This is a genomic window from Neobacillus soli NBRC 102451, from assembly GCF_001591665.1.
GTDB classification, from domain to species: Bacteria; Bacillota; Bacilli; order Bacillales; family Cytobacillaceae; genus Neobacillus; species Neobacillus soli.
On record NZ_BCVI01000005.1, the window covers coordinates 126791 to 142374 of the forward strand.

A 15584-nucleotide genomic window follows, 5' to 3' on the forward strand; every position below is an offset into this window, starting at 1 on the left:
AAAGGAATTGGAAATTACACCGGCAACACTTGAATGGCAGGATGCGTATAAACTATTAGTTGGATCAATCCTGCCTCGCCCAATTGCCTTTGTGTCCACAATGGATCGAAAAGGAACAGCTAATGCCGCACCATTTAGCTTCTTTACGGCCATTTGTGCGGACCCAATGCTCATCTGTTTTTCACCGATGAGAAGGGGAACTGATGGGGCTAAAAAGGATACGCTGGTTAATATCGAAAATACTCGTCAATTTGTGATTAACATTGTCAGTGAGGGTATGGCATCAAAAATGAATGATTGCGCGATTGAATTTCCCACTGATGTTGATGAAATCGAAGAAGTCGGTCTAACAAAAGAACGGAGCATAAAGGTTAGCGTACCACGCATCAAGGAATCACTTGTTCATTTAGAATGCGAACTCTATCAAGTATTACATTTTGGCGATAAGCCTGGTGCAGGCAGTCTAGTGATTGGTAAAGTGATTCACGTCCATGTAAACGACGGGCTATACAGCCATGGACGAATCGATACAGCCCAGTTAGCTCCAATTGGCCGAATGGCGGGCAACATCTTTACCGATCCATTGGCAAAAACGTTTGAAATGCTTAGAAAAACGGAAAAAAGGTGAGTACATGAAATTTGTGACCTTTGAAAAAAAAGATGGAACCATCAGTGCTGGCTGGTTATTGAACAATGATTATGCTGTAGATATGTACGAAGCATCTGGGGGAAAGCTGCCTAACAATCTATTAGATTTTCTGCTGAATAGTAAAGAAAATTTGAAAAAAGCTACCTTATTGCCTTTAACAAATACGGAAATAGGGGTTTACCCCTTGAGCGAACTTTGTTTAATGGCACCACTCCCTGTTCCTAGAAGCTTTCGTGATTTTTATGCCTTTCTGCAGCATGTGAAAACAGCAAGGGAGAACCGCGGGCTTGAAATGATTCAAGAATGGTACGAAATACCTGTCTTTTATTTTTCTAATCACCTTGCGATAAAGGGGCCGGAAGAGGAAATTGTTAAGCCAAAAGACTGCGAATGGCTTGATTATGAGCTTGAAATTGCCTGTATCATAGGTAAAGAAGGAGTAAATATCCAAGCAGATAAGGCAGAGGAGTATATCTTTGGCTATTGTATATTAAATGATTGGAGTGCTAGGGACCTGCAAAGCAAGGAAATGAAGGTGGGACTTGGACCAGCTAAGGGGAAGGATTTTTCAACATCAATTGGACCATGGATTGTCACTAAAGACGAGTTAGCACCCTTTAAAGAAGGCAAAGGCTTTGATCTACCGATGCAAGCGCATGTGAATGGTCGTCTCCTATCTAATGGCAATATGAAAGACCTTTATTATTCATTTGGAGAAATGATTGAGAGGGCTTCTGCTGGAGTCACTCTTTATCCGGGTGAAATCATTGGGTCAGGCACTGTTGGAACAGGTTGTCTCCTTGAACTTGGCCGTGAGGTGCATCGCTGGCTTGCGCCAGGTGATAAAGTAAAATTAGAGATTGCTCATCTCGGAGTTTTACAGAATACGATAATCGCTGGAAACGAGGTGAAGTGATGTATTACCGTCAAATGGGAAAAGTTCCACATAAAAGACATACAATGTTTAAAAAGGAGGATGGGGCTCTCCTTTACAGAGAACAGGTAATGGGCACACGTGGCTTTTCAGGAACCCAATCGATTTTATATCATCAATATATGCCTACTGAAGTAATGAATACGGAATTGATGAGTAAGTATCTACCGGAATATGAAGAACAGCAGTCGTTGAAGCATCGCCACTTTTTTACTAGTAACGTTTTAACTAAAGGTGATGCATTGAAGGCTAGGGAATATATTTTAGGGAATCAGGATTTATTAATTGGAACGGCAAATGTGACTGAGCCCATGAATAGCTTCTACCGGAACGGTGATGGGGATGAAATGCTCTATATCCACTATGGTTCAGGGAAGCTTGAGACGATGTTCGGAACTATTACCTATCGTCCAGGGGATTATTTGATCATTCCGATTGGGACGATTTACCGAATCATACCGAACGGAAATGAAATCACAAAAATGCTGTTTGTTGAATCATTTAGTCAAATTACGACTCCAAGGCGCTACCGGAATGAATATGGTCAGCTCCTAGAGCACAGTCCATTTTGTGAACGCGATATTCGCGGACCGGAAACATTGATGACTTTTGATGAAAAAGGGGAATACGAGGTTTTAACGAAATCGCGGGGAATAATTTCTGCTCATATCCTTGGTCATCATCCTTTTGATGTGGTGGGTTGGGATGGGTACTTATATCCTTGGGCCTTTAATATTGAAGATTTCGAACCAATTACAGGAAGGGTCCATCAGCCGCCGCCAGTCCATCAAACATTTGAAGGAAATAATTTTGTTGTATGTTCCTTTGTTCCACGACTGTATGATTATCATCCAGAATCGATTCCGGCACCGTATTATCACAGTAACGTTAATAGTGATGAGCTCCTTTACTATGTGGAAGGCAATTTCATGAGCCGGAAGGGGGTTAAAGAGGGTTCTATTACACTCCATCCAGCAGGAATCCCACATGGGCCGCACCCGGGGAAAATGGAAGCAAGTATTGGAAAAAAAGAAACACTAGAACTGGCTGTCATGATTGACACCTTCCATCCACTTAAGATTGTAAAAACCGCACAGGACATAGAGGATTCCGAATATATGTATTCTTGGTTTGAAAAAAGGGATTAAATTTGGAACAATCCACCTTGTCGAGGTTGGATTGTTTTTTTTTATTATCAGTTAAAAAATGGTATGGTAGGTATAATGGAAACCTTAAAACGAGGAGGGGTGAAATCATGGAATTGAAAACAGTTTTAACAAAATTAATAAGTCATACTCCTATCATACTAGGCAGTGAAAAGTTTTCAAAATATGCGGTTATGCTGCCGCTAATCCAAAAAGAGGATGGGCTTCACGTCTTGTTTGAAATCCGTTCGCTTGAACTAAGGAGACAGCCCGGAGAAATTTGTTTTCCCGGGGGGAGAATTGATCCGCAGGATATCGATGGGAAAGGGGCAGCCATCCGAGAGACAGTAGAGGAATTAGGAATTTACCAAGAGCATATCTCAGAGGTTTACCCGCTGGATTATATGATTTCACCGTTTGGAATGATTATCTATCCTTATGTTGGCTATATTAACAATGCCAATAGCATCCTGCCAAATCCTGCGGAGGTCGGAGAAATTTTTACCGTTCCGTTAGCATTTTTAATTAATAATCCTCCAGAAAAATATAAAATCAACTTTAAGGCAGAGCCTGAGGAAAATTTTCCGTTTGATTTAATAGCAGGCGGGGAAAATTATAATTGGCGCGCCAGAGGGATGGATGAATATTTCTATCGCTATGAAGGAAAAACTATTTGGGGATTAACCGCCAGGATTCTTGCCCATTTTATTGAATTACTCGACTAGAATTTGATAGGAATAAATGATAAAACAGTGGATTTCAAATGAAATCTACTGTTTTTTTTCTCCTGTGTCCTTCTGAAATAAACAAATGTCCTCGTACGAGAGAAAAAACTCTTGATTATTTTCTGAATACGATTAAAATTAAGATTATATTTTCAGAGATGAGGAGATGTCAGAATGAAGGTTGTTAAGTTTGGCGGATCCTCTTTAGCATCCGGAAAACAAATTGAGAAGGTATTCAAGATTGTTGTTTCAGATCCCGAGCGCAAGGTTGTCGTCGTATCCGCTCCGGGAAAGAGGTTTGCTGAGGATAATAAGGTAACGGATTTATTGATTGAGTGTGCAGAACTATGTTTACAAAATCAAGACCCAAAGGAAAAGTTGGATGCAATCATCGGAAGATATGCCGCTATTTCAGAAGAATTAGCTCTTCCTGCTGAAATTATTGGGGAAATCCAAGCTGATTTAGCGGATAGACTAAATAGGGACAAAGATAAGCCTGACCGGTTCATGGACCGGGTAAAAGCAAGCGGAGAGGATAACCACGCTAAATTGGTAGCAGCCTATTTCAGGGAGCAGGGCGTTGAGGCGCATTATATTGACCCTGGTGTGGCGGGACTGCTCGTAAGTGATGAACCGGGAAATGCTCAGGCATTACCCGAGTCTTATCGTCACTTATATTCACTGCACGAGCGCTCAGGAGTCTTAATTTTTCCGGGGTTCTTTGGCTATAGCAAAGAAGGCGAGGTGTTCACTTTTTCGCGAAGCGGGTCTGATATAACCGGTTCCATCCTTGCAAATGCATTAAAAGCGGATTTATATGAAAATTATACGGATGTGGATGCTGTCTATTCAGTCAATCCATCTATTGTTAAGAGACCTAAGGAAATTAAGGAATTAACTTACCGGGAAATGCGAGAGCTTTCCTATGCAGGATTTACTGTCCTTCATGACGAAGCACTCGTTCCGGCATTCCGCGCAGGAATTCCTGTTCAAATCAAGAATACGAATAATCCAAATGCATCAGGGACAAAAATTGTGTATGAACGGGATAACAGGAATGGACCGGTTATTGGTATTGCAAGCGACCAAGGGTTTTGCAGTATTTATGTGAGCAAATATTTAATGAATAGGGAGGTTGGTTTTGGTCGTAAGCTTTTAAGTATTCTAGAAGAATTTGGGCTATCCTATGAACATACACCTTCGGGTATCGATGATGTGTCCGTTATCCTTCGAGAAAACCAGCTGGAAGCAGAAATGGAAATGGCGATTAAAAGACGGATTGAAACCGAGCTTCATGCGGATGAAGTGAAAATCGAGCACAGCCTTGCCCTTATCATGGTTGTCGGCGAGGGCATGCGCCACAATGTCGGTACAATGGCAAGAGCTTCCAAAGCCCTGGCAAAAGCCAGTATTAATATCGAAATGATCAACCAAGGTTCGTCTGAGGTAAGCATGATGTTTGGTGTAAAAGAAGTGGAAGAAAAAAGAGCAGTTCAAGCCCTTTACGAGGAGTTTTTTGCTGCGGTACCGGTATAAATCTAATACTATCCATAAGGTACGTCACACCTGACGTACCTATTTTCTTTTTTCCTTTTTTAACTTAATTTTCGTTCGAATTCCAGCCCAAACGGCAATAACAAGCCCGCCAACCATATCAGCAATTAAATCCGTCATTGTGTCTGTGTTTCCCCCGCCTTGCAAGGTCATTCTGAAAAATTGGTCAGAGCTAAATTCATAAACCTCCCACAGAACCCCGCCAAGTGCTGCAAACGATAAGGTAAACAAGAAAACAAACCAAGGGGATATTTCATCTCCAGCACTTCTGTGAATCAATCGTTCATATAAAGCAATTCCTGAAAAAGCAAGGATGGCCCCGCTGACCAAATGCATAAAGGTGTCCCACCAGCCAAGTCCATACCACCCTAAAATGGAGCCGAAATATTGCGAACCGACTAAGAAAATCAAATAAGAAAGGACAATGGGCAAGTTAAATTGAAGCTTGGTGAATAAAGCCAATAAAAGAGGAATCGCACCACAAACTATTCCTCCAATCGCAACTGTCCCTTTAAAAGTAACATCATTTGTAAAGTAATAGACAGCTAATGCTGCCATGAAAAGGACATAGATTAAACTGAAAATGATAACAAGCTTCCGGCTCATGAATGTTCACCTCTCATTATACTTTCTGCTTTCTTACAAAAGAGTAAATGGCGACGATTAGACCTCCGACAAACCCCCAGAGTAAGTCATGCATCGTATCGGTATTGCCGCCTCGTTGCATGGTGTGAGTAAATGTTTGATCCCCGACAAACTCATAAATCTCCCAAAGAGCACCTGCCAAGACTGCCAGTGAAAGAACAAAAAGAAATAGTATCCATCTTGAGGTACCATTCCGTGCTTGTTCAGGGATCCATAACTTATATAAGGTTATTCCGACAATTCCAACATAAATGCCCTTATAGAAATGTACCGTAGAGTCCCACCATTTGAAATGAAGATAAAAACTCGCGATTGAACCAAGAAATATTGAACAGAAAATGAACAGATAGAAACCGAAAATGATTGGAAGGTTAAAGGGATTGTTTTTTCTAATTAACAATAAAAGCGGCAATGCACTCACAATGATTCCGCCTATCGCTACCTGCCATCTGGATGAATCCCCTTTAATAAGATAAAAAACAAATAAGGAAGCCATAAATATAATGAATATAACACTTAAAACGATAATAACTTTCCGTTTCAATTTCTCACCTCGTAAAAAATATTCCTTGGTTGCTAAATCTATTACGATTTTTCTATCATTCTTCCCAAATGATTCCCCATTAAGTACAATTAGAAGAGGTAAATTTGAAAAAAAGTCAGCAGGTGCTAAGATGAAAACAATTTTAATCGTTGATGATGATGAGCATATTCGCAATTTAGTCAAAGGCTTATTGATGAAGGAGGGGTACCTTGTCATAAATGCAGAAAACGGTGCGGAAGCACTTGAGACCTTAAAAAGGGATGTTTGCGATTTAGCAATCGTAGATATTATGATGCCTGTCATGGACGGGTACCTTTTAACAACGGAAATTCGGAAAGCGTATGATATTCCGATCATCCTATTAACAGCTAAAAGCCAGATTGAGGATAAGGAAAAGGGGTATGAATCAGGAACAGATGATTATTTAATTAAACCTTTCGAACCTAAAGAATTAATTTTCAGGGTCAATGCCCTATTAAGAAGATACGGAAAAACGAATGAAGCCAACATCAATTTAGGCTCATTATACATAAACAAAAAGAGCTATGAGGTTAAAATAAAAAACAAAACCTTCATGCTGCCCTTAAAAGAATTTGAACTATTAACCTTTTTAGCTACACATCCAAACCAAGTATTTAGCCGCGGACACCTCATCGAAAAAATATGGGGCCTGGATTTTGAAGGGGATGACAGAACGGTGGATGTTCATATTAAACGATTACGTGAACGGTTCGCGAACGTTGCAGAGGATTTTGCCATCAAAACAATCAGAGGGGTAGGCTATTCCCTGGAGGTTCTCTAAAAAATGAAAATGAAATCTTTATATAGTAAATTTGCTTTCATTACGATAATGATTATGATTGTCAGCGGAATTATTTCATTTTTCCTATCCAATGCCTACTACCAGGTCAAATTAAAACAGCAAAATGACGAGAAAATCACGAATTTTGCATTTGAGATAGCGGACTTTGCGAGTAAGCATCCCTTGATTAGTTTACAGGACTATCTTGACCATATCGGTGCGATTGGTTACCAAATTCTTATGGTTAATCAAGAGGGCGATAAGCAATATTTTGGTTCAACTTTCAGGAAAAAGGATTTGCCGGCCGCACTTCCAGAAAAAGTATTGCAGGGCGATGTGTATCACGGAGTAAGTCAATTTCCTCACAAAACGTTTGTAACTGGCTTTTTTGCCAATGAAATAAAAAATTCAGTTGGAGTCCCATTAAAATACAAGAATAAAAAATATGCCTTGTTTATAAGACCTGATATTAAGCTCATGTTTAATGAGATGCACATTCTTTTCGGCTGGCTTTTAGTCATTTCCATTTTGCTAAGCATTTTATTCGTTCTAATTAGTACAAAATATTTAGTCAATCCGATTAGAAACCTAAATAAGGCGACAAAAGAAATCGCGGAAGGCAATTTTTTAATCAAGCTGGATATTGGCAGAAAAGATGAACTTGGTCATTTAGCTGTCAGCTTTACAACTATGGCAAAAAAATTAGCAAAAGTAGATTCCTTAAGAAAAGAATTAATCACAAATATTTCTCATGATATTCAATCACCGCTGACCAATATTAAAGGATATCTGAATTTACTAGAAAACAGTGATAAAAGTGATCAAGAAAAGCAACAGTATCTTCGAATTGTTCACTCCGAAGTCACCCGGCTATCCAACATGACCAAACAGCTATTACTACTCTCCTCTATTGAAAGCAAGAAGGATCTAATGGAGATAACCACTGTTGATGTAACGGGGCAGTTAAAAAGTGTCATTCATCAATACCAATGGAGTATTCTTGATAAAGGAATTATGCTGAGTTTTTCCCTTCCAGATGCATCGGTTAAAGGAGATCCCTCCTTGTTATATTCTGTTTGGGAAAATCTATTGACGAATGCCATTAAATATAATCGTGAGAATGGGTCCATTGACCTTGAATTATTGGATAATGGAACACAGATTGAAGTGGTAATAAAAGATACGGGCGTTGGTTTGGAGGAAGAGGAAAAGGAAAGGATATTTGACCGTTTTTACCGCGCAGATATGTCAAGGGCCCGTTCCGTTGAAGGAACAGGGCTGGGGTTGTCCATCGCCCAATCGATTATTGATATGCACCATGGGAAAATTGAATTAACAAGTCAAAAAGGACAAGGAACTACTTTTACTGTGTCCCTTCCTAAATTGTAAAGTGACGTTCATCTTCCGTTCATATTCGTGAAGTATTCTATTTACGAAATGAAAGGGAAGGTGAATTTTTTATGTACTTCTTACCGTTTAAAGAAATGACGTTTTTTAAAGTGCGATATTTATTAATCAGCTTTATTCTCTTTTTTGTTGCGATTTTGGTCTTTGTCATTAGCGGGCTGGCAAATGGCTTGTCGATGAATAATGCTTCCTCCATTATAAATATGCCTGCTGATACTTTTTATTTGCAAAAAAGTGCTGAAGGGCGAATTGACCGCTCTCATTTAACAACAATGGATTTGGAGAAATTATCTGCCAAAGATGACGCGCAGCCAATCGGCATTCAAATGGGAGCCATCTCTAAAGTTAACTCGGAAGATAAGCTTGATATTACCTTTATGGCAGTGCAGCCAGGAAGCTTTTTGGAACCGAATGTAATGGCTGGAAAGGGTTTAAAAGGCGGAGGGGAAAATTCCGTCTTACTTGATCGCTCGTTAAAATCAGGAGCCATTAAGGTCGGAACCATCGTAAAAGATGCACGAAGCGGCATCAAATTAAAGGTCGCAGGTTTCATGGATGACCAAACCTTTAGTCATACGCCAGTTGCGGTTATTTCACTGGATACATGGGATTCACTGGCAGGTAGTCGGGAAAAAAGTGAGTACAACGGAATTGTTATGAACAAAGATGATTCAGGATTGAAAAAGGATGTTTCAAGTTTAGTGAAAAACGGCGAGTGGGTTGCGAAAGACCAGGTGATTAAGGGCATTCCTGGTTATACAGCAGAACAGAATTCACTTTATATGATGCTATCGTTTTTAATTGTTATTGCCGTGTTTGTGTTAGCTGCCTTCTTTTATATTATGACGATTCAGAAAGCGGCGCAATTTGGCATCTTGAAAGCGATTGGCGCCAAATCAAGCCTTTTGGTCAAATTGACCATCTTTCAGGTCATTTTGTTAACGATTGTTAATATCGCTGCCGCGGTCGTCTTCACTAAGGTCTTTATGACGGTTATTCCAGATGATATTCCGTTTATTTTCGATACGGCGCAGATCGCTAAATTCTCAGGGATTTTATTCCTTGTATCAATCTTTGGTTCGTTATTATCTGTATTTAATATTGTCAAAGCAGATCCAATACAAGCAATGGGGAGGTTGGAATAATCATGATAATGGAACCATTAGTTCTAGAAAATGTGGAAAAATCATTTAAAGATGGTGATAAAGAAAATCATATCGTAAAAAACCTATCGTTCAGTTTAAAAATGGGCGAGGTCGTGGCCGTTATTGGTCCTTCCGGCTCCGGGAAGTCCACGTTTTTATCGATTGCCGGTGCCTTGCAGTCTCCTGATAAGGGGAAAGTGATTGTAAATGGGACCAATATTTCCAGCTACACTGATATTGAAAAAGCAAAAATAAGGCTGAATCATTTAGGCTATATTTTCCAAACTTCTAATTTAGTTCCTTATTTGAAGGTGGAAGAACAATTAAGCCTCGTCTTAAAAATGGCAAATCAATGGACGAAGGGTAGTAAAAGGAAAGTGAAAGAGATGTTAACGGCCGTTGGCATGGAGCATCGTGTCAAGTTTTATCCACACCAATTATCAGGCGGGGAAAAACAAAGGGTAGCAATAGCCAGGGCATTTATTAATGATCCAGAAATTATTTTGGCTGATGAACCAACAGCGAGTTTGGATTCAAACCGTAGTATGGCGATTATAGAACTAATCTCAACGATCGTTAAAGAACAAAATAAATCCGCGATCATTGTTACACATGATGATCAAATTCTTCCATTATGTGACCGCATTTTCGTCATGAAGGATGGACAACTAGTGGAAGATGGAAGGGAAGTATTGATATGATTAAATATAGTAACCTATTATTAAAAGTAGCAGCAGTTTTTGGTTTAATCGGAGCGGGTCTTGGGGGACATATGGCTGGGTCTTCAGATTATGCCATACGTCCCATCCATGCTCATATTCTAGTCGTTGGCTGGCTTACCTTATTTGCTTGGGCCGTCTATTACCGAGTTTTTCTACCAAAAAACCGAATATTAGCAGGGCTGCACGTGTATTCAGCCATTATTGGCGCTGTGGGATTGACTGGCGGAATGGCATTATATAATTTTAGACCTGACTTCCTTCCATCGGCAGTGGAAACGGCGTTTTATATTGGCGGCGGGGCGATTTTATTATTAAGCTTTGTGTTTTTCTGCCTGCTAGCGTTTATGCAAAAAGATAAATAAGATTTGGAAGAAAAAAAAGCTGGCACTCAATTGCCAGCTTTTGATTTTTAAAATGAGGGGTAGAAAATTGCACTAGTTAGCCTAAATGATGTTAAAATGGAGACAATAAAAAAATTTTTGAAAAAAGAGGAGATTCAATTTTGAGCTTTGTTCGAGATAAATTCAGTGCGAAGTTTTTCCTTTTCCTCGTGTTAGCTTTTCTGTTGATTCATGTGCCGTTCCTGGGGAACTATGTGAAAGTAATCAATACTCTTATTCATGAATCTGGCCATGCGTTGATTGCGCTTTTTGGAGGTAATGTTGAAAGAATTTCTTTATTTATGAATTCTGAGGGGGCAACATACAGCAATCAGTCTACATGGATTGGCAGTTTCTTCACAAGTCTTGCCGGCTATACATTTGCCTCATTTATGGCTTTTCTATCATTTTTTTTGATAGGTAAAAGGAAGGAAACGATTTTTATTGATATTTTACTAGCGTTTATTTTCTTAAATCTTATCTTCTGGGTACGAAATCCGTATGGAATCTTTTGGCTCTGCTCCTTTGCGGTTGCCTTCCTATTTTTACTTATCAAAGGCAGTCAAGCCTTAAGGGATCATTTATTATTGTTAATAGCGGCGATTTTGTTAGTGGACTCGGTTCAAAGTGCATATGAAATATTATATATAAGTGTTTTTCAACCCCAAGCAGCAGGGGATGCGGCAAATCTTGCCCGGTTAACCGGAATTATTCCAGCTCCAGTTTGGGGGTTCTTCTTCTTTTTTCAAGCATTATGGTTTTGTTATTATGGGTTGAAAAGAGGCTATTATCGGTTAGGCACTTAAATTTTTCCATTTGCGTTGTAGTACCTGTTTGTATTGTTGGCCATATGATATTACAATGGAAAATGAGCAGACAAGGGGGCTATTGAATGAATGTTTTAGACGTGATTAAAACAAGACGTAATATAAAAAAGTTTAAATCCGATATTGTTGGGGAAGAGCTGGTGTATACATGGTTAGAGGCTGCTGCAATGGCGCCAAATCATCGAATGACTGAACCTTGGGAAATTTATTTTATTGGTGAGGAAACAAGAGGAACGTTAAACCATAAAACAAATTTTGGCAATGCACCAATTCTAATGGCTATATTATCAAGGCATGGGGCAACAGAAATTGAAACGGCAGAAAATGCCATGGCGACTGCCTGTTTTATCCAAAATTTTAACATAGCTGCATGGGCAGAAGGTGTAGGGACATTTTGGTCATCGATTGGGATCACAGGGAAAAATAGAGATGTTCTTGCGGTTCCTGAAAACTTTGATATCATTGCCGTCCTGGCTGTGGGTTATCCCGAGGAAACCCCGGAACCAAAGCCGCGGACACCAATCAAGGACAAAATAAAAAGTTTGTCATAGATAGAAAGATGAAAAAGCCAACCGTTTCAATATCCGCGGTTGGCTAATTTTTTTGGATTTGGGACTTTAATTCGTTGACTCAAGATACTCCAGTGTAAGGTTATCAATTATTTTTTGAACAGGTAGAATTTCCTTAATTTCATCCACCCTTGCCCCAGCGAAAACAAGACCATTATCTACATCTCCATCAACAGATGTAAGGAGAGAATCAAGCGTGCAAAAACGGTAGGAACAATTCTTTAAGCAATCATGGCATTTAGCTATTTTTAATTTATTTGTGCCACTGATTAAATTCGTAAAGTTATTACGAATTGCTCTTCCTTGTAACCCTACGGTTGTTTTCACCAGCACCAAATCTTCTTTTTCTGCATTAACATATTTTTGTTTAAAGGCATGAGGCGCATCACATTCGTGACTGGCTACAAACCGAGTCCCCATTTGCACTCCAGATGCTCCCATTGCGATTGCCTTAGCAATATCTGCACCTGTTAGTATTCCACCCGCTGCAATGACAGGGATCGTAACCGCTTCTACAATTTCCGGGAGGATTTCAAACATAGGACGATCTGTCCCAAGATGTCCCCCAGCTTCAAAGCCTTCAACGACTACTGCTGCTGCCCCTAAGCGTTCTGAAATCCTTGCTAATTTAGCTGAAGAGACGATAGAAATGACCGGTATTCCAGCTTGTTTCCCCCATGAATACATATCCCTTGAGATTCCAGCACCAGATATAATAAAATCAACCTTTTCTTCAAGGGCGGCTTTCATTTTTTCGGCAAAGTCATTCATTGCGAATAGAACATTTACACCAATATAGCCTGCATCTTTGACAAGATCCTTCGCGCGTCTGATATGCGACCGCATTTCATCAACTGAAATTCCAGTTCCAGATATAATGCCAATCCCGCCGGCATTTGCGACTGCAGAGGCCAGCTTGCTTAGAGAAATACCAACACCCATCCCTCCTTGCATGATTGGAACCTTTGGCATCATGTGACCTATTTTAAGTTGTGGAAAGTTCAATTTATAACCCCGTTTCAAATGATATTATTTGGAACTCCCACGTATCATATCACTTCATTTATGAACTGTCTGTGATTACTATCACCAGGTCATAAAAGCAGGTTACATATTAAAAATCGGTCAATACGATTATTCACTAAACGGGATATCGGGGGGCATTTCTATGGTGATTATGGTAATATTATACTAAGATCTTCCAGTCGTTAAAGAGAAGGTTTCATTTTTTTATTTAGGAGGAGTTAGATATGAATCAATTAAAGAAGTTTTGCAGGAAGTTTGATGCTAGTGTGGGGGTTATTTATTATGAACCATAGTAACCTTTCTAAAAAATTTTATAAGCAGCAATTAGTGTATCTTGATGAAAATATCCAGGACCTAACAAGTCTTTATTTTTCTTCCACCCCAATCCAGGAACGAATTAAACACTTTTTTAATTTGTATGTTTTAGAGGTTGAAGATTTACTAACACAAAATCGTGAAAATGGTTTTATTTCATTATTTCCTAAAGTTTATATAGGCACGAAGGTTACAGTCCGCTACGACGAGGAAGATGAAACGGAAGATTATGTCATCTGTTTTCCAGAACAATCAAACCCAGAACAAGGGTTTATTTCATTCTTATCACCAGTTGGAAGGCAGCTTCTGCTTAGGAATATTGGAGAACAAATACCACTTCGAATTCCAACAGGGGATCTTCTAGTAACAATCACGAATATTGCATACATCGGCGATTTGTTTGAAACGGAAGAAAGATATAAAGAAGCCTAAGATCTTCGGTATAAATGAAGGGAATTTTTTAAAACGACCGAACGGGCTAATTCTTCCGTTCGGTCATTTTATATGATTACTGTTAAAATAGATTAAAAACCAAATAAGGAACTTACGATATTTTTCTTTTTCCTTTTTACTTTACTATGGTCAAAGAAGATAGATTTTTCATTTTGTAAAGGTACTTGAAGCTCGTGCATTTGCCTTTGAAGCAGTTCGAGCTGTTGTGTTAATTCCTTTACACATTCTTGTAAATCTTCTATTTCACGGCGATGCTGAAGGAGCTGATAGGAAGTAACCGAATCTGCTTTGGCATTTAGTCCTATTTCTAATTCGCTTACTTTAGAAAATAATTTCGCGAGTGCCTCATTATTTTCTACTGTTTTCACAATCCCTTTTCGAGAATTCCTTTTCTCCTTTATAGGTGTTATATCTTGGATTAGTGTTCCACTTTGGAGTTGTTCATGAATTTCTTTTAATTGATCAATATCTACGTCATTAAAATAATAATGCCCACGCTCATTTTTTTCCATTGGCAGCCCAAGCTGCTTAACCCAGCGCTGTACTGTACTTGGCGACACTCCTAATAATTTTGCCACTTCACTTGTATTCATTTCGAATCCCCCTAATGATAAGATAAGATGACCCAAGACCACGAGTGACGAAATGCTAAAGTAATTGTTTATTTCACAAGAAGTACGCTTCCCATTGGTGCACTAAATTTTTCAGTTAAGACCAGAATTTCCACCATCTTTTTTCTCGTGCTGCTGCTACATCTCGATAACTCGCTAACATTTGTTGGAAAGCTAGTTCTCTTTGCGTAATTTCATGACGGTATTGATTACGCTCTTCAACGAAGAATTCATGATTTTTTGACAGAGCCTCAGAAAGTCCCAAGATTTCGTTATTAGTTACACCCACGTAATGGGATAACTCTTCTGTAGTTTCTGAAAACTGCTTTGAGAGTGTGAAGATTTCTTCAGAAGTCTCTATTGAAACAGTAGCGATGCTGTTGGAAAGGTATTGTAATGAGTCAGAGGTCAGAGCAGATCCCTTTTCCACTGTTTCCGATAACGCATGAATTTCAGATTTCGTGTTAGCTGTCGATTTGTAAATGGAGTCTGAAAGTGATTTAACCGTTAATAAGGTTCCTTTTGAAATTTCTCTTTTTACCTCGTCTAGCACTTCCTTACGAACGACACTGCGAATTTCATCCTTTATTTCATTTAAAAACGTTTTTTTATAAGTCTCCATTGCTTCAAAAAATAGATCAGCATTTTTTAAATGGTGGTCATCAACGTCGTTAGTAGTAACAGATTCGGAAATAATTTCTAATGATAACTCAGGTGTGTTGGAAACATCTTCATTTTCAGGCTCTAGTTTTCTCAGCAACGATTGGCGTATCATATCCTTACTAAATTTGTTGGCGGACATTTCTTTAATTTCCAGCAGTTGTTCGATTTCCGAATTAGAATAAATTCTGGCGCCTTGTTTTGAGCGGGGAATCTGGAGCAATTCCTCATATTCTTTTTCCCATTGACGCAAAGTTCCAGGTGCTGTATTTATTCTTTTTGATACTTCTTTTAACGTATAGGTCATCATATAAAAGCATTCCTTTCTACCTGAATCTAGGAAATAATTTTTCTTTTATACTAGGTATTCACCATCAACTATCCCATTTTCCTGCATCATGACAAAAGCTATCAAAACAAGACTGAAATCACGAAATAACAACATTTTTTCGCGAAAAATGTTACGAAAAA

The 15584-nt window shown here is 39.0% G+C and carries 18 protein-coding genes; 13 read left to right on the plus strand and 5 right to left on the minus strand.

The features are described from left to right. Positions 1–7: 7 nt before the first annotated feature. The 5 genes from BSO02S_RS02105 to BSO02S_RS02125 all read left to right on the plus strand — a co-directional run bounded on the left by BSO02S_RS02105 (position 8) and on the right by BSO02S_RS02125 (position 4989). Positions 8–628 (plus strand): flavin reductase family protein, encoded by a 621-nt coding sequence (locus tag BSO02S_RS02105; protein WP_066061688.1) that lies wholly within the window; start codon positions 8–10, stop codon positions 626–628. Between the two features lie 4 nt (positions 629–632). Beyond that, positions 633–1565, plus strand: coding sequence for a fumarylacetoacetate hydrolase family protein (locus tag BSO02S_RS02110; RefSeq protein ID WP_066061690.1), 933 nt, complete (start codon positions 633–635; stop codon positions 1563–1565). After that, a complete protein-coding gene (locus BSO02S_RS02115) occupies positions 1565–2731 on the plus strand; it encodes a homogentisate 1,2-dioxygenase (RefSeq protein ID WP_066061693.1) in 1167 nt (388 codons plus the stop codon). The genes BSO02S_RS02110 and BSO02S_RS02115 overlap by 1 nt, the downstream gene beginning before the upstream one ends. Positions 2732–2838: 107 nt before the next feature. Continuing rightward, a complete protein-coding gene (locus BSO02S_RS02120) occupies positions 2839–3453 on the plus strand; it encodes an NUDIX hydrolase (protein ID WP_066061696.1) in 615 nt (204 codons plus the stop codon). A 174-nt stretch (positions 3454–3627) separates the two neighbouring features. Next, on the plus strand, positions 3628–4989 hold the full coding sequence (locus BSO02S_RS02125; protein WP_066061699.1) for an aspartate kinase: 1362 nt from the start codon (positions 3628–3630) through the stop codon (positions 4987–4989). 39 nt (positions 4990–5028) lie between these two features. Here BSO02S_RS02125 and BSO02S_RS02130 read toward each other — a convergent pair whose 3' ends face one another. Next, the gene (locus tag BSO02S_RS02130) at positions 5029–5613 is read right to left on the minus strand and encodes a DUF2238 domain-containing protein (RefSeq protein WP_066061703.1); all 585 of its coding nucleotides are present in this window, start codon (positions 5611–5613) and stop codon (positions 5029–5031) included. Between the two features lie 16 nt (positions 5614–5629). After that, entirely contained in the window at positions 5630–6196 is a 567-nt protein-coding gene (locus BSO02S_RS02135) for a DUF2238 domain-containing protein (RefSeq protein WP_066061706.1), read from the minus strand. 130 nt (positions 6197–6326) lie between these two features. Between BSO02S_RS02135 and BSO02S_RS02140 the strand changes: the two genes are divergently transcribed. From BSO02S_RS02140 to BSO02S_RS02170, 7 genes are all read left to right on the plus strand, one after another. Continuing rightward, complete coding sequence (locus tag BSO02S_RS02140; protein ID WP_066061958.1) at positions 6327–6998, plus strand: response regulator transcription factor; 672 nt, start codon at positions 6327–6329, stop codon at positions 6996–6998. Positions 6999–7001: 3 nt separating this feature from the next. Next, on the plus strand, positions 7002–8387 hold the full coding sequence (locus tag BSO02S_RS02145; protein WP_342351987.1) for a sensor histidine kinase: 1386 nt from the start codon (positions 7002–7004) through the stop codon (positions 8385–8387). Between the two features lie 71 nt (positions 8388–8458). Beyond that, complete coding sequence (locus BSO02S_RS02150) at positions 8459–9550, plus strand: ABC transporter permease (RefSeq protein ID WP_066061709.1); 1092 nt, start codon at positions 8459–8461, stop codon at positions 9548–9550. Positions 9551–9552: 2 nt separating this feature from the next. Next, positions 9553–10251 carry an ABC transporter ATP-binding protein gene (locus BSO02S_RS02155; protein ID WP_066061712.1) on the plus strand — a complete coding sequence of 233 codons (699 nt, stop codon included), beginning with the start codon at positions 9553–9555 and terminating at the stop codon, positions 10249–10251. After that, the gene (locus BSO02S_RS02160) at positions 10248–10634 is read left to right on the plus strand and encodes a hypothetical protein (RefSeq protein ID WP_066061713.1); all 387 of its coding nucleotides are present in this window, start codon (positions 10248–10250) and stop codon (positions 10632–10634) included. Before BSO02S_RS02155 ends, BSO02S_RS02160 begins: the two co-directional genes overlap by 4 nt. Before the next feature lie 140 nt (positions 10635–10774). Beyond that, a complete protein-coding gene (locus BSO02S_RS02165) occupies positions 10775–11458 on the plus strand; it encodes a M50 family metallopeptidase (protein WP_066061716.1) in 684 nt (227 codons plus the stop codon). An 86-nt stretch (positions 11459–11544) separates the two neighbouring features. Beyond that, positions 11545–12030, plus strand: a complete 486-nt coding sequence (locus tag BSO02S_RS02170; RefSeq protein ID WP_066061719.1) for a nitroreductase family protein — start codon at positions 11545–11547, stop codon at positions 12028–12030. Between the two features lie 66 nt (positions 12031–12096). On the opposite strand, the gene BSO02S_RS02175 is transcribed toward BSO02S_RS02170, so the two are convergent. Beyond that, positions 12097–13071, minus strand: a complete 975-nt coding sequence (locus BSO02S_RS02175) for an NAD(P)H-dependent flavin oxidoreductase (RefSeq protein WP_174524212.1) — start codon at positions 13069–13071, stop codon at positions 12097–12099. Positions 13072–13356: 285 nt separating this feature from the next. Here BSO02S_RS02175 and BSO02S_RS02180 point away from each other — a divergent pair, with 285 nt between their 5' ends. Beyond that, a complete protein-coding gene (locus tag BSO02S_RS02180) occupies positions 13357–13821 on the plus strand; it encodes a GreA/GreB family elongation factor (RefSeq protein ID WP_066061724.1) in 465 nt (154 codons plus the stop codon). Positions 13822–13913: 92 nt separating this feature from the next. Here BSO02S_RS02180 and BSO02S_RS02185 read toward each other — a convergent pair whose 3' ends face one another. Both BSO02S_RS02185 and BSO02S_RS02190 read right to left on the minus strand, forming a co-directional pair. Beyond that, positions 13914–14435, minus strand: a complete 522-nt coding sequence (locus BSO02S_RS02185; RefSeq protein ID WP_066061727.1) for a MerR family transcriptional regulator — start codon at positions 14433–14435, stop codon at positions 13914–13916. A gap of 115 nt (positions 14436–14550) precedes the next feature. After that, a complete protein-coding gene (locus BSO02S_RS02190; protein ID WP_066061730.1) occupies positions 14551–15423 on the minus strand; it encodes a MerR family transcriptional regulator in 873 nt (290 codons plus the stop codon). Positions 15424–15584: the final 161 nt, after the last annotated feature.

What these genes read in the sequence shown, in the direction of transcription:
- BSO02S_RS02110 (WP_066061690.1), top strand. Translation starts at nt 633, where the DNA reads ATGAAATTTGTGACCTTTGAAAAAAAAGATGGAACCATCAGTGCTGGC.
- BSO02S_RS02115 (WP_066061693.1), top strand. Translation starts at nt 1,565, where the DNA reads ATGTATTACCGTCAAATGGGAAAAGTTCCACATAAAAGACATACAATG.
- BSO02S_RS02120 (WP_066061696.1), top strand. Translation starts at nt 2,839, where the DNA reads ATGGAATTGAAAACAGTTTTAACAAAATTAATAAGTCATACTCCTATC.
- BSO02S_RS02125 (WP_066061699.1), top strand. Translation starts at nt 3,628, where the DNA reads ATGAAGGTTGTTAAGTTTGGCGGATCCTCTTTAGCATCCGGAAAACAA.
- BSO02S_RS02130 (WP_066061703.1), bottom strand. Translation starts at nt 5,613, where the DNA reads ATGAGCCGGAAGCTTGTTATCATTTTCAGTTTAATCTATGTCCTTTTC.
- BSO02S_RS02140 (WP_066061958.1), top strand. Translation starts at nt 6,327, where the DNA reads ATGAAAACAATTTTAATCGTTGATGATGATGAGCATATTCGCAATTTA.
- BSO02S_RS02145 (WP_342351987.1), top strand. Translation starts at nt 7,002, where the DNA reads ATGAAAATGAAATCTTTATATAGTAAATTTGCTTTCATTACGATAATG.
- BSO02S_RS02150 (WP_066061709.1), top strand. Translation starts at nt 8,459, where the DNA reads ATGTACTTCTTACCGTTTAAAGAAATGACGTTTTTTAAAGTGCGATAT.
- BSO02S_RS02155 (WP_066061712.1), top strand. Translation starts at nt 9,553, where the DNA reads ATGATAATGGAACCATTAGTTCTAGAAAATGTGGAAAAATCATTTAAA.
- BSO02S_RS02160 (WP_066061713.1), top strand. Translation starts at nt 10,248, where the DNA reads ATGATTAAATATAGTAACCTATTATTAAAAGTAGCAGCAGTTTTTGGT.
- BSO02S_RS02170 (WP_066061719.1), top strand. Translation starts at nt 11,545, where the DNA reads ATGAATGTTTTAGACGTGATTAAAACAAGACGTAATATAAAAAAGTTT.
- BSO02S_RS02180 (WP_066061724.1), top strand. Translation starts at nt 13,357, where the DNA reads ATGAACCATAGTAACCTTTCTAAAAAATTTTATAAGCAGCAATTAGTG.
- BSO02S_RS02185 (WP_066061727.1), bottom strand. Translation starts at nt 14,435, where the DNA reads ATGAATACAAGTGAAGTGGCAAAATTATTAGGAGTGTCGCCAAGTACA.
- BSO02S_RS02190 (WP_066061730.1), bottom strand. Translation starts at nt 15,423, where the DNA reads ATGATGACCTATACGTTAAAAGAAGTATCAAAAAGAATAAATACAGCA.